Genomic DNA, 12436 nt, shown 5'->3' with positions numbered 1-12436 from the left:
CTCAGGCGCGCAGGTGGGCGAGGACGGCCAGCACCCGCCGGTTGGTGTCGGCCGCCTGGTGCAGGTCCAGCTTGGTGAACACGTTGTGCACGTAGGCCTCGACGGTCTTCGGGCTGAGGAACAGTCGCTCGCAGATGGCCTGGTTGGACCGGCCCTCCGCCATCACGGCCAGGACCTCGCGCTCGCGCTCGGACAGCGACGCCAGCGGGTCGTGCACGCGGCGCCGGCCGACCAGCTGCGCCACGACACCGGGGTCGATCACCACTCCCCCGGCGGCCACCCGGCGGACGGCGTCGGCCAGCTCGCCGGCGTCGGCGACCCGCTCCTTGAGGAGGTACCCGGTCCCCGACGCGCCGGATTCCACCAACCGCATCGCGTAGTGCGGCTCGACGTGGGCCGACAGCACCAGCACGCCGGTGCCGGGGTGGCGCTCGGCGAGCACCCGCGCGGCGTCGAGGCCCTCGGTGGTGTGGGTGGGCGGCATCCGGATGTCGACGACGACGGCGTCCGGCGGGTCCCGGTCGACGGCGTCGAGGAGGGCGGCGGCGTCCCCGACCTGCGCGGTGACGTCGAACCCGGCGTCGGCGAGCAGCCGCGAGATGCCCGCCCGGAACAGCGCCGCGTCGTCGGCGACCATCACGCGCACGGGACGGTCCCGACCACCCGGGTGCCGCCGCCCCGCGGGCTGCGCACCGTGAGCTCCCCGCCGAGCGTGGCCACCCGGTCGGCCAGGCCGCGCAGGCCCGAGCCGCCCGCGTCGGCCCCGCCGGCACCGTCGTCGGCGACCTCCACCCGCAGCCCCCCGCCGGTCTCCCGCACCTCGACGGCGACCTGCGAGGCCCGCGCGTGCTTGACGGCGTTGGCCAGCGCCTCGGACACCACGAAGTAACAGGTCTGCTCGACCGCCTCGGCCCACCGCCGGGCCGGCACCGCGGCGACCACGGCCGGCACCGGGCAGCGCTCGGCGAGCGAGTCGAGCGCGGGCCCGAGGCCGGCGTCGGTGAGCAGCACCGGGTAGATGCCGCGGGCCAGCTCGCGCAGCTCGGCGAGGGCGCCGGCCAGCTCCGCGCCGGCCTCGTCGAGCAGGGCGGCCAGCTCCGCGCTGGTGGCGGTGCCGAGCTGGGTGTGCGCCAGCCGCAGCGCCAGGGCCACCGTGACCAGCCGCTGCTGGGCGCCGTCGTGCAGGTCGCGCTCCACCCGGCGGCGCGCGCCGTCGGCCGCCTCGACGATGCGCGCCCGCGACGCCTGCACCTCCCGCAGCTGGCTGCGGACCTCGGCGTGCAGCCGGTCGTTCTCGACCGCCAGGCCGGCCCCGGCCGCGACCGCTGCCACCAGCTCGGGCTCCGCCGCGAGCACCGGGTCGTGCACCAGCACGGCGATCGGCGCGCCGTCGCGCTCGAGGTAGGTCATCGCCCGGCCGCGGGCGGGGGCGACCGTCACGGGCGCGCCGGCGGGGTCGACGAAGGCGCGGCGCTCCGGCAGCCAGTACGCCAGCTCCAGCGACGGGTCGTGCAGCGTGGCGGCCAGGGCGCTGCGCAGCCGCTCGGGCACCGGCAGCCCGGCGCCGAGCTCCACGATCAGCGGGCCGACCGCCGAGCGGTCGAGCTGGCTGCGGAGCAGTCCCAGGAGCAGCGCCAGCGGCCACACGACCAGGACCACCGCGGCCGACCAGGCGAGCGCGACGCCCACGGCCGGCGGGATGAGCAGCAGGACCGCCGTCCGCTCGACGAGGATCGTGCCGACGATCAGCGCCGCGCCCACCGCGCCGGGGGTGAGGCTGCGGCGCTGCGCCGGGCCGGCCGCGCGCCACCGGGTGAACACCGTCGCCAGCAGCGACCCGAAGAGCACGACGACCACGGCCTGCACCGCCAGGTCGACGCCGGAGGGGTCGAACTCCCCGTTGCTCGGCGCGATGACCAGGCCGTTGGGCGGCGGCCCCTCCCCCAGCTGCCGCTGCGCCCCGAAGACGAACAGGAAGACCGCGTCCAGGGGCGCGGACAGCAGGTAGCCGACCGTCACCAGCACCCGCTGCGTGCGGTCCTGCACCCGCCCGCCGGGGAAGGTGGCGAGGAGGTGCACCAGCACGCTGAGGTACACCGAGCCGACCAGGACGCCCACCACGAACCCGGCCCGGCTGTCGACGGCGACGGCGAAGCGCGCGAACCAGGCGAACCCCAGCACCACCATGAGCAGCCCGGTGCGGCTGTCCGGGCGGCGCCGCCACGCCACCAGGCCCACCCCGATGAACGACCAGCCGACGGCGAGGTCGAGCACGAGCGTCGGCGCGAGCAGGTCGGCGGGTACCTGGTAGCCGCCCCACACCAGCGCCGCGGCCGCCGCCACGCCGGCGGCGGCCCCGGCCGCGGCCAGCGCGGCGCGCGTGCGCGGCCTCAGCCGCTGCACGGGACCGGCCGTCCTGGTCCGCGGATCACGTCCTGCAGTGTCTCGCCGCTGAGGTCCGCCTTGGCGATGAATCCGCGCGCCGTGCTGGCGGCCACGCGGGAGCCGTAGTCGAGCAGCGCGCGGCTGGAGACCAGCACGACGACGGGCGCGTCCGGTTCCCGGGCGAGCACCTCCGCGACGGCGAAGCCGTCGGGGCCGGGCAGCTGTACGTCGAGCAGGACGACGTCGGGGGTCAGGTCGCGGACCACGGCCAGGGCACCGGCGCCGTCGGCCGCCTCCCCCACGACCGAGAAGCCGCCCGCGCCGAGCAGCCGGCGGGCCAGCGACCGGAAGGGGGCGTGGTCGTCGACGATCACCACCCGCGGTGTCACGGTCCGAGCCTGGCAGCGGCACCCGGCCCCTCACCACGGGGTCAGCCCCCTCCCGGGAACGGGGGTCAGCCCGCTGATGCGCGGGCGCCGTCCGGAGAACCCTCGGACCGGTCGGATCCCGCCCGAGCCCGGAGGCAGCCATGTCCCGCACCGTGCACCCGTCCCGCCGGCAGCCGCTGCGCGGGAGCCTGCTCCGCGCCGGCGTGGGCGGCGCGGCCGCCGTGCTCCTGCTGACCGCGTGCGGCGGCGGGGACCCCGAGCCCTCCTCCGCGGCGGCGTCAGCGGCGGAGCAGGGGTCGGCCGGCGAGGACGCGACGGAGTTCTGCGCGCAGGCCGGCGACATCGACGCCAGGGTCGACGCGGCCCTGTCCGACCTCGAGGGCGACGTGTCGCTCGCCGACGGGTTCACCCGGCTCGCGGAGGAGCTCCGCGGCATCCAGGCCCCCGAGGCGATCGCCGCCGACTGGACGGCGCTGGCCGACGGCCTCGACCGGGTGGCCGCCGCGGTCGGCACCGTCGACCTCACCGACCTCGACTCGCTGGAGGCGCTCGACCAGGCCGCGAGCGGCCTCGACGGGCCCGGCGACAACGTCGACCGGTACCTCGAGGACCAGTGCGGCATCTGACGCGGCGCCGCCCGCACCGGCCCACCTCCCCGGCGGGGGCGGCACATTGACCGCACGGAGAGCCCCACGGGAGAGGCGGCCGTCGATGTCCGGTCCCCAGCGCACGCTCCGCCGGGCCCCGCGGGGACCGGACGCCGCCGCCGGCCCGCGACGCCGCCACCGGCGCCGGCGCCGCACCGCCGCCGTGGTGGCCCTCGCCGCCGCGCTGTGGGTGGCGGTCCTGAGCCTGCAGGCCGCTCTCGACGACTTCCCCCGGGGCGCCCTGCTGCTCCTCTGCGGCGCGCTGGTCGCCGCGGGCGCGTGGGAGGGCGTGCTGCGCCGCGGCTGGGGCCGGGCGGCCGGGCTCGCCGTCGCCGGGGTGGCTCTCGGGGGCGGCGTCCTGCTGCTCGTCGACGAGGGCTACCTGCGCACCCTGCTGCTGCTCGGGCTCGGCGCCGTCGTCTGGCACGCGGCGGCCCGCTCGGCCTTCCGGCCCGACGTCGAGCTGCCGGCCGCCCCGCGGCCGCGGCGGCCGGTGGTGGTCGTCAACCCGCGCTCGGGCGACGGCCGGGCGGCGCGCACCGGCCTGGCGGCGGCCGCGCGGGAGCGGGGCATCGAGGTGCGGGAGCTGCGGCCCGACGAGGACCTCGCGGCGATCGTGCGCGGCGCCGTGGACGCCGGTGCCGACGCCGTGGGCATGGCCGGCGGGGACGGCTCCCAGGCCGTGGTGGCCGCACTCGCCGCCGACGCCGGGCTGCCCTACGCGTGCATCCCCGCGGGGACGCGCAACCACTTCGCCGTCGACCTCGGCGTGGACCGCTCCGACGTGGTGGGGGCGCTCGACGCCCTCCTCGACGGCCGGGAGAAGGTCGTCGACCTCGCCGAGGTCAACGGCCGGGTCTTCGTCAACAACGTCTCGCTGGGCGTCTACGCCGAGGCCGTCCAGCAGGACGGGTACCGCGCGGCGAAGCTGCGGACCCTGCTCGACACGGTGCCCCGCGCCCTGGGGACGAGCGGCGGCTCGCGGGAGCTGACCTGGACCACCCCGGGCGGCCGCACCATGCGCGGCGCCGCGGTGATCCTGGTGGGGAACAACCAGTACCGGCTGGGCGGCGCGGCCGGCGCGGGCACCCGGCCGGCCGTCGACCAGGGCCTGCTGGGGATCACCGTGGTCGACCCGCCCGACCGCCGCGCGCAACCCCGGCGGCGCCCCTGGCGGCAGTGGGAGACCGGCGAGTTCCGCGTCGAGGCGCCGCTGCCGGTGCCGGTGGGCATCGACGGCGAGGCGGCCGTGCTCGACCCGCCGGTGACCTTCCGCGTGCGGCCGGCCGCCCTGCGGGTCCGCCTCGCGCCGCACCACCCCGGCGCCTCGCCGTCGGCGATCGAGCCGGTGGGCGCGCTGGCCGCGCTCCGCGCACTCGCCCGTATCGCCGCGGGCGGCGACCCCCGGCAGCTCCCGCCCCGGGTGCCGCCGCCCGCGCGTCAGCCGGGCTAGCGGACGCCGTCCCAGAGCGCGCGCTCGGCGCCGCGCGGGTCCTCGACCAGCCGGATCTCCTCCCCGAAGTCCTGCACCGGCCGCCGCTGGAGGTCGTAGGGTGCCCAGCCGGGGTCGCCGTCTGTGACGAACCGGACCCACGCGCCGTGCATGGCGTCGGCCAGCGCCTGAGGTGCCACGCCGCCGGTGAGGGCGCCGTGCGCCTCGTGCGCCAGCGTGTCGAAGGTGAACCCGATCTCGAGGGCGTGGCAGGCGCCGAGCCGGCCGCCGAACTGCGGCGAGGGCCAGGAGAACTCGTACATCCACGCCCGGCCGCCGGCGGTCCCCGCCCGCCCGGTCACCGCCTCGGCCAGCCGGATCGCGGGCACGCGGAAGAACCAGTCGGTGGCGACGTCGACGAGCAGCTCCCCCGGCGTCGCGCCGGGGCGCGCGGCGCGGTAGAGCTCGAGCGCGCGGCCGGCCGGGAGGCCGTAGCCGGCGGCCGCCATCTGCAGCAGCTGGTCGTTCACCACGTCGACCACGCCGTTCGGCACGAGGAACAGCCGGTGCTCGTCGCGGTTGGCGCCGACCAGCACGGACACGTCGCCGGCCGACCCGCCCGCGATCGCCCGGATGGGCAGGTCGGGCAGGACCTCCCCGTCGATCACCGGCTCGAAGGCCATGAGGTTCGCCGCGACCTCGCCGTAGCGACCGGGGTCGGGCATGACGGCGATCTCCGCGGCCAGCCCCTGCTGAGCGGCGATCAGGTCGGGGACCGGCACGGCGGCCAGCGCCTCCCGCGTCGGGGCCACGGCCAGCCGCTCGGCGAGGTAGCCGCAGATCCGGCCCGCCGTCGCGGCGCTCAGCGCGTGGTGGCCGGCGCCGCTCTGCAGCACCGCCCGGGCGAACAGCCCCCGCGCCGACGGCATCGCCAGCAGGGAGCCCACGCTCATCCCGCCCGCCGACTCCCCGGCCACGGTGACCCGGGCCGGGTCACCGCCGAACGCCGCGACGTTCTCCTGTACCCAGCGCAGCGCGGCGACCTGGTCGAGCAGTCCGCGGTTGGGTGGGCCGTCGTCGGCGAAGAGCGCGAACCCGTCGACGCCGAGCCGGTAGTTGATGCTCACGCAGACGACGCCGTCGCGGGCGAAGGCCGTGCCGTCGTACACCGGCACCGCGTTCGAGCCGTTGACGAAGGCGCCGCCGTGGATCCACACGAGCACCGGCAGCCCGGAGGCGCCGGGGTCGGGGGTCCAGACGTTGAGGTTGAGGCAGTCCTCGCCCGGGATCGTCGGCTCGGGCAGCAGCACGTCGTAGGGCGGTGCGTACGGCGGTTTGGGCACGGTCGGGCCGAACTCCGTGGCCGGCCGGACGCCGTCCCAGGGCTCGGCCGGCGCGGGCGCGGCGAAGCGCCGCGGGCCGAAGGGCGGGGCGGCGTAGGGGATGCCGAGGAAGGCGTGCACGCCGTCGCGGCTGGTGCCGCGCACGGTGCCGCCGGAGGTCCGGACCGTCGGTGTGGTCGTCGTCACCGCGCGGACGTTAGCGCCGGCCGGGGCCGCGGGGCACCGTCCCGCGGTCCCGGCGCGGGCGTCAGCCCCTGCCCTGCTGCCGCGGCGAGGGCACCGGCGAGGGCTGGATGTTCTGGTTGAGGTGGAACAGGTTGCCGGGGTCGTAGCGGCGCTTGACCTCGGTGAGCCGCTGGTGGTTGGCGCCGTAGTTGTCCGGCGCCTTCTGCTGGTCGTCGGGCGAGGCGAAGTTGACGTACCCGCCGGGCTGGGAGTGCGGCGCGACCGCGGCGTAGTAGTCGCGCACCCAGGCGGTGTTGGCCTCGTTGTCGGCCGGGTCGGCCCACATGCCGGCGAGGTTGGCCACGTAGCGGGCGTCGCGGTGGCCGAACGCCGTCGCGTCGGAGGGCACGTCCTGCACCGCGCCGGTCAGCGTGTACATGTGCATCGCGCAGGTGATGGCCGGCATCCGGGCGCCCATCTCCATGTGCGCGGCGATCGCGTCGTCGGTGAGCTCGGCGACGAAGGCGTTCTTCCAGTAGTGCTGCAGGCCGGGCGGCAGCAGCGGGTCGAACAGCGCGTTGATCGCCGGGTAGGGCATCGGCGCGATCATCTCGGCGGCCGGGGCGGCCACCTCGTGGAACCGGCCGAGGAACCGCTCCCCCTCGGCGATGTCGCCGGTCCAGCACGACACGATCACCGCGAAGGGGTTCCCGACGCGGTCCTCGGGGATGAACGGCAGGGGCGGTCCCAGGTGCATCGCCGGGTAACCGCCGTACTCCGGGGGCGCCTCGTCGAGCGCGTCGTCGAAGAACCGGAAGACGGCCGGCCCGTCGGCGAGCTCGAAGAACATCAGGCCGACCAGCACGTCGCCGACCGGGTGCAGCCGGTAGGTGAAGTCGGTGACGACGCCGAAGTTGCCGCCGCCGCCGCGCAGCGCCCAGAACAGGTCGGCGTTCTCGTCCTCGCTCGCCGTCAGCCGGTCGCCGTCGGCGGTGACCACGCGGGCCGAGAGCAGGTTGTCGCAGGACAGCCCGTGCGCCCGGTTGAGGTAGCCGATGCCGCCCCCGAGCGTCAGCCCGGCGATCCCCGTGGTGGAGACGATGCCCCCGGGGGTGGCCAGGCCGTGCGCGCCGGTGACGTCGTTGAAGCGGCCCCAGGTCACGCCGCCGCCGGCGGTCGCGGTGCGCTGGGCGTCGTCGACCTGGACCGACTGCATCGGCGAGAGGTCGGCCACGATCGCCCCGTCGGCGGTGCCGAACCCCGGCACGCTGTGCCCGCCGCCGCGCACGGCGAGGTCCAGCCGCTGCTCCGCGGCGAGCCGCACCACGGCGGCCACGTCCTCCTCGGTCGCGCAGCGGACGACCGCGACGGGCCGGGCGTCCACCATCCCGTTGTAGACGTGCCGCGCTTCCTCGTACCGCGGGTCCCCCGGGCGGATCACCGCGCCGCTGATGCGGTCGGCCAGGGTCGACAGTGCCTGGGTCATGGCTGCTCCTCGTCCCACTCGTGGACGCGCACCCGGGGTCCGGGCACGCACGGACCACGACGCGGACGCTAGGGCGACGGCGGGCGCACCGGACACGGCCGGAGGTCCCGCTGTGGGTGGGCACGGCGGCACCCAACGGACACGCCGCACCCCCTTTCCGCCGCCCGGCGTCCGTGGTCGACTTCCCGTCTCAGCCGGCGCCGGCGGAGATGGAGGCAGGGATGTCCCTCGAGCAGGACGTGGCGGCGGCGCGCGGGGCGGTGGACGCGCTGGAACGGGCGTGCGCGTCGCTGACCCGCCACTCCGGTGACACCCTCGACGCCCGCCGGCTGCGGATCGACGTCGCCCGGCTGCGCGACGACCTCGACCTGCTGTGCGGCGTCCCCCGCCGCGCGGTGCACGAGCCGTTCGCCGCCGTCTACGGCGACGGCGACGACGAGGGCATCGGCGGGTCCGGCCGCACGCGGCGGTGACCACCACCGCGCCGCGCGGCTCCGGGGCGACCTCGGCCGGGCGCGGCGACGGCGGCCCGGCCCCGCGGCGCGCGGCGATCGCGGCACGGACGCTGCGCACCGACCGCTGGTGGCTGCAGCCGCTGCTGACCGTGCTGGCGCTGGTCGCCTTCGTCGTCTACTCGTCGTTCCGGGCGTTCCAGAACGCGTACTACTTCTCCGAGCCCTACATCTCGCCGTTCTACTCGCCCTGCATCACCACCGGCTGCGAGGGCGACACCTTCCCGGAGCTGTTCACCGGCCCGTCGTGGATCTCCCCGGCGCTCTACATCCTCGTCGTGCCGCTGGGCTTCCGGCTGACCTGCTACTACTACCGGAAGGCCTACTACCGCTCGTTCTGGCTCTCGCCGCCGGCGTGCGCGGTGGCCGAGCCGCACCGGCGCTACACCGGTGAGACGCGGCTGCCGCTGCTCGGGCAGAACGTGCACCGGTACTTCTTCTACCTGGGCCTGCTGTTCAACGTCGTCCTCACCTACGACGCCGTCCTCGCCTTCCGCGACGAGACCGGGGCCTGGGGGCACATGGGCCTGGGCACGCTGGTGCTCCTGGCCAACGCGGCCCTGCTGTGGCTCTACTCGCTGTCCTGCCACTCGTGCCGCCACGTCGTGGGCGGCCGGCTGAACTCCTTCTCCCGGCACCCGCTGCGCTACCGCGCCTGGACGCTGGTGTCCCGGCTGAACGGCCGGCACATGCAGTTCGCCTGGATCTCGCTGTTCGGCGTCGCCTTCGCCGACTTCTACGTCCTGCTCCTGGCCACCGGCACGATCTCGGATCTGAGGTTCTTCTGATGGAGCTCGAGAGGCACGCCTACGACGTCGTCGTCGTCGGGGCCGGCGGCGCGGGCCTGCGGGCCGCGATCGCCGCGCACGAGGACGGGGCGCGCACGGCCGTCGTCTGCAAGTCGCTGCTCGGCAAGGCGCACACGGTCATGGCCGAGGGCGGCATCGCCGCGGCCATGGGCAACGCCTACCCGGAGGACGACTGGCGGGTGCACTTCCGGGACACCATGCGCGGCGGGAAGATGCTCAACCACTGGCGCATGGCCCAGCTGCACGCGCAGGAGGCACCCGACCGGGTCCGCGAGCTCGAGGACTGGGGCGCGCTGTTCGACCGCACCCCCGACGGGCTGATCAGCCAGCGGGACTTCGGTGGCCACCGCTACGCCCGGCTGGCCCACGTCGGCGACCGCACCGGCCTGGAGCTCATCCGCACCCTGCAGCAGCGCACCGTCGCGCTCGGCGTCGACGTGTTCATGGAGTGCACGGTCACCCGGCTGCTCACCGACGAGGAGGGGATCACCGGGGCGTTCGGCTACTGGCGGGAGTCCGGCCGGTTCGTCGCCTGGGAGGCGCCGTCGGTGGTCCTGGCCACCGGCGGCATCGGCAAGGCCTACAAGGTCACCTCCAACTCGTGGGAGTACACCGGCGACGGGCACTCGCTGGCGCTGCAGGCCGGCGCGGGGCTGGTGAACATGGAGTTCGTCCAGTTCCACCCCACAGGGATGGTGTGGCCGCCGTCGGTGCGCGGGCTCCTGGTCACCGAGAGCGTCCGCGGCGACGGCGGGATCCTGAAGAACTCGGCCGGCAACCGGTTCATGTTCGACTACATCCCCGACTTCTTCCGCAAGGAGACCGCGGAGTCCGAGGAGGAGGCCGACCGCTGGTACACCGACAAGAAGAACAACCGGCGCCCACCCGAGCTGCTCCCCCGCGACGAGGTCGCCCGGGCGATCAACAGCGAGGTGAAGGCCGGCCGCGGCACCGAGCACGGCGGCGTGTGGCTCGACATCGCCTCGCGCAGACCGGCCGAGTACATCCGGAAGCGGCTGCCCTCGATGTACCACCAGTTCAAGGAGCTGGCCGACGTCGACATCACCCGCGAGGCGATGGAGATCGGGCCCACCTGCCACTACGTGATGGGCGGTGTCGAGGTGGACCCCGACACCCAGGAGGCCCGTCTGCCCGGCCTCTTCGCCGCGGGCGAGGTGGCCGGCGGCATGCACGGCTCCAACCGGCTCGGCGGCAACTCGCTGTCGGACCTGCTGGTGTTCGGCCGCCGCGCCGGCACCGCCGCCGCCGAGCACGCGCGCAAGAGAGCCGGCCTGGTCGAGCTGGCCGAGGACGCGCTGGCCGACGCGGCGCGGGCGGCGCTGGCGCCGTTCGACCGGGAGGGCGGCGAGAACCCCTACGCCGTCCAGCACGATCTGCAGCAGACGATGCACGACCTGGTCGGGATCATCCGCACCGCGCCGGAGATGGAGCAGGCGCTGGCGCGGATCGCCGCGCTCCGGGACCGGATCGCCGCCCTGTCGGTCGAGGGGCACCGGCAGTACAACCCCGGCTGGCACCTGGCCCTGGACCTGCCGCACCTGCTGCTGGTCAGCGAGTGCATCGCCCGCGCGGCCCTCGAGCGCGAGGAGAGCCGCGGCGGGCACACCCGCGACGACTTCCCCGCCGCCGACCCGGAGTGGGGACGCACCAACCTGGTCTGCACCCGCACGGCCGACGGCGGGGTGACCGTGGCCCGGCAGGCGCTGCCGCAGATGCCCCCGGAGCTCGCCGAGGTCTTCGAGGAGCAGCCGTGACCGAGGTGGGGGAACCGAGCCTCGGTGCGGTCGACGAGGGCTCGCGCGCGGACGGCGGCGGCGGGTACGACGCCACCCTCCGCGTCTGGCGCGGTGACGCCACCGGTGGCGAGCTGCAGACCTACACCGTCCCGGTCAACGAGGGCGAGGTCGTCCTCGACGTCGTCCACCGCCTGCAGGCCACCCAGGCCGGCGACCTCGCCGTGCGGTGGAACTGCAAGGCCGGCAAGTGCGGCTCGTGCAGCGCGGAGGTCAACGGCCGGCCGCGGCTCATGTGCCTGACCCGGATGAACACCTTTCCCCGGGACGAGCCGCTGACGGTCACGCCGCTGCGGACGTTCCCGGTCGTCCGCGACCTGGTCACCGACGTCTCCTACAACTACGAGAAGGCCGCGCAGATCCCGGCGTTCACCCCGCGGCCGCGCGACCCCGACGGCAACCACCGGATGCAGCAGGTCGACGTCGAGCGGCCGCAGGAGTTCCGCAAGTGCATCGAGTGCTGGCTCTGCCAGGACACCTGCCACGTCATCCGCGACCACGAGGAGAACAAGGCCGCCTTCGCCGGGCCGCGCTTCCTCATCCGGCTGGCCGAGCTCGACATGCACCCGCTCGACGTCGTCGACCGGCGGGACGCCGCCCAGGAGGACTTCGGCCTCGGCTACTGCAACATCACCAAGTGCTGCTCGGAGGTGTGCCCCGAGGGCATCCACCTCACCGACAACGGGATCATCCCGCTCAAGGAGCGGGTGGTGGACCGGCGCTACGACCCCCTCACGTGGCTGGGGTCGAGGATCGGGCGCCGTCCCCGGCGGTGACCTCCGGTGGTCCTCCTCCTCACCGCGCTCAGCGGGATCGCCTGGACGGTGGTCTACGTCGAGGCGATCCGGATCGGGTTCGCCCAGCGGACCTACGCGCTGCCGGTGGCCGCGCTCGCCCTCAACATCGCCTGGGAGTCGATCTACTCGGTGTGGGGCCTGGCCAACGAGCCGGGCCTGCAGGCGTGGGTGAACGTCGCCTGGGTGCTGGCGGACCTGGTCATCGTCGCCACCTTCCTGCGGTACGGCCGCGCCGAGTTCCCGCCCTGGGTCACGCGCACGCTGTTCGCCTGGGCCACGACCGGGCTGTTCGCGACGGCCTTCGTCGTCCAGTGGGCCTTCGTCGCGGAGTTCGACTTCCCCCAGGCGGCGCGGTACACCGCGTTCCTGCAGAACCTGTTGATGTCCGGCCTGTTCCTGGCGATGTTCGTGGCCCGCGGCGGACCGCGCGGCCAGTCGCTGACCATCGCCGTCGCCAAGTGGGTGGGGACCGCCGCGCCGACGGTCGTCTTCGGCGTGCACGAGGGGTCCGCGTTCGTCCTCACGATCGGCGTCCTCTGCTTCGTCCTCGACGCCGCCTACACGGGGCTGATGGCCCGGGCGCGGGCGCACCCGGAGGCCTTCCGCGACGACGCGGCCGGCCGGTCGGTGCACGCCTGAGGGTCGGCACCGCCCCGG

Annotated in this window: 12 protein-coding genes; 7 read left to right on the top strand and 5 right to left on the bottom strand. The window is 75.5% G+C overall.

The window, feature by feature from the left end; genetic code table 11:
* Nucleotide 1: 1 nt before the first annotated feature.
* From FN207_RS20600 to FN207_RS20590, 3 genes are read right to left on the bottom strand one after another with little or no spacing between them, the layout of a single operon-like run.
* Nucleotides 2–637, bottom strand: a complete 636-nt coding sequence (locus FN207_RS20600; protein WP_185938469.1) for a LuxR C-terminal-related transcriptional regulator — start codon at nt 635–637, stop codon at nt 2–4.
* Entirely contained in the window at nt 637–2403 is a 1767-nt protein-coding gene (locus FN207_RS20595; RefSeq protein WP_142460322.1) for a sensor histidine kinase, read from the bottom strand. Before FN207_RS20595 ends, FN207_RS20600 begins: the two co-directional genes overlap by 1 nt.
* Nucleotides 2391–2774: a response regulator gene (locus FN207_RS20590; RefSeq protein WP_142460321.1), complete on the bottom strand. Its 384-nt coding sequence runs from the start codon at nt 2772–2774 to the stop codon at nt 2391–2393. Before FN207_RS20590 ends, FN207_RS20595 begins: the two co-directional genes overlap by 13 nt.
* 140 nt (nt 2775–2914) lie before the next feature.
* Between FN207_RS20590 and FN207_RS20585 the strand changes: the two genes are divergently transcribed.
* A complete protein-coding gene (locus tag FN207_RS20585) occupies nt 2915–3400 on the top strand; it encodes a hypothetical protein (protein ID WP_142460320.1) in 486 nt (161 codons plus the stop codon).
* A gap of 85 nt (nt 3401–3485) precedes the next feature.
* Nucleotides 3486–4874 carry a diacylglycerol/lipid kinase family protein gene (locus FN207_RS20580; protein WP_142460319.1) on the top strand — a complete coding sequence of 463 codons (1389 nt, stop codon included), beginning with the start codon at nt 3486–3488 and terminating at the stop codon, nt 4872–4874.
* On the opposite strand, the gene FN207_RS20575 is transcribed toward FN207_RS20580, so the two are convergent.
* Both FN207_RS20575 and FN207_RS20570 read right to left on the bottom strand, forming a co-directional pair.
* The gene (locus tag FN207_RS20575) at nt 4871–6382 is read right to left on the bottom strand and encodes a carboxylesterase/lipase family protein (RefSeq protein ID WP_142460318.1); all 1512 of its coding nucleotides are present in this window, start codon (nt 6380–6382) and stop codon (nt 4871–4873) included. The genes FN207_RS20580 and FN207_RS20575 overlap by 4 nt on opposite strands.
* Nucleotides 6383–6443: 61 nt before the next feature.
* Nucleotides 6444–7847, bottom strand: coding sequence for an FAD-binding oxidoreductase (locus tag FN207_RS20570; protein WP_142460317.1), 1404 nt, complete (start codon nt 7845–7847; stop codon nt 6444–6446).
* A gap of 221 nt (nt 7848–8068) precedes the next feature.
* Here FN207_RS20570 and FN207_RS20565 point away from each other — a divergent pair, with 221 nt between their 5' ends.
* Genes FN207_RS20565 through FN207_RS20545 form a run of 5 tightly spaced genes read left to right on the top strand, consistent with a single transcriptional unit; the run spans nt 8069 to nt 12418 of the window.
* Entirely contained in the window at nt 8069–8320 is a 252-nt protein-coding gene (locus FN207_RS20565) for a hypothetical protein (RefSeq protein ID WP_110906401.1), read from the top strand.
* Entirely contained in the window at nt 8317–9147 is an 831-nt protein-coding gene (locus tag FN207_RS20560) for a hypothetical protein (protein WP_142460316.1), read from the top strand. Before FN207_RS20565 ends, FN207_RS20560 begins: the two co-directional genes overlap by 4 nt.
* Complete coding sequence (locus tag FN207_RS20555; protein WP_185938453.1) at nt 9147–10943, top strand: fumarate reductase/succinate dehydrogenase flavoprotein subunit; 1797 nt, start codon at nt 9147–9149, stop codon at nt 10941–10943. The genes FN207_RS20560 and FN207_RS20555 overlap by 1 nt, the downstream gene beginning before the upstream one ends.
* On the top strand, nt 10940–11758 hold the full coding sequence (locus FN207_RS20550) for a succinate dehydrogenase/fumarate reductase iron-sulfur subunit (protein WP_246066226.1): 819 nt from the start codon (nt 10940–10942) through the stop codon (nt 11756–11758). Before FN207_RS20555 ends, FN207_RS20550 begins: the two co-directional genes overlap by 4 nt.
* Before the next feature lie 6 nt (nt 11759–11764).
* Nucleotides 11765–12418 (top strand): transmembrane-type terpene cyclase, encoded by a 654-nt coding sequence (locus tag FN207_RS20545; protein WP_142460315.1) that lies wholly within the window; start codon nt 11765–11767, stop codon nt 12416–12418.
* Nucleotides 12419–12436 lie beyond the last annotated feature (18 nt).

It is taken from the genome of Geodermatophilus aquaeductus, from assembly GCF_900182545.1.
GTDB lineage: Bacteria > Actinomycetota > Actinomycetes > Mycobacteriales > Geodermatophilaceae > Geodermatophilus > Geodermatophilus aquaeductus.
The sequence above is the reverse complement of the archived record's forward strand: the minus strand, read 5'-3'. Positions and strand labels throughout refer to the sequence as shown.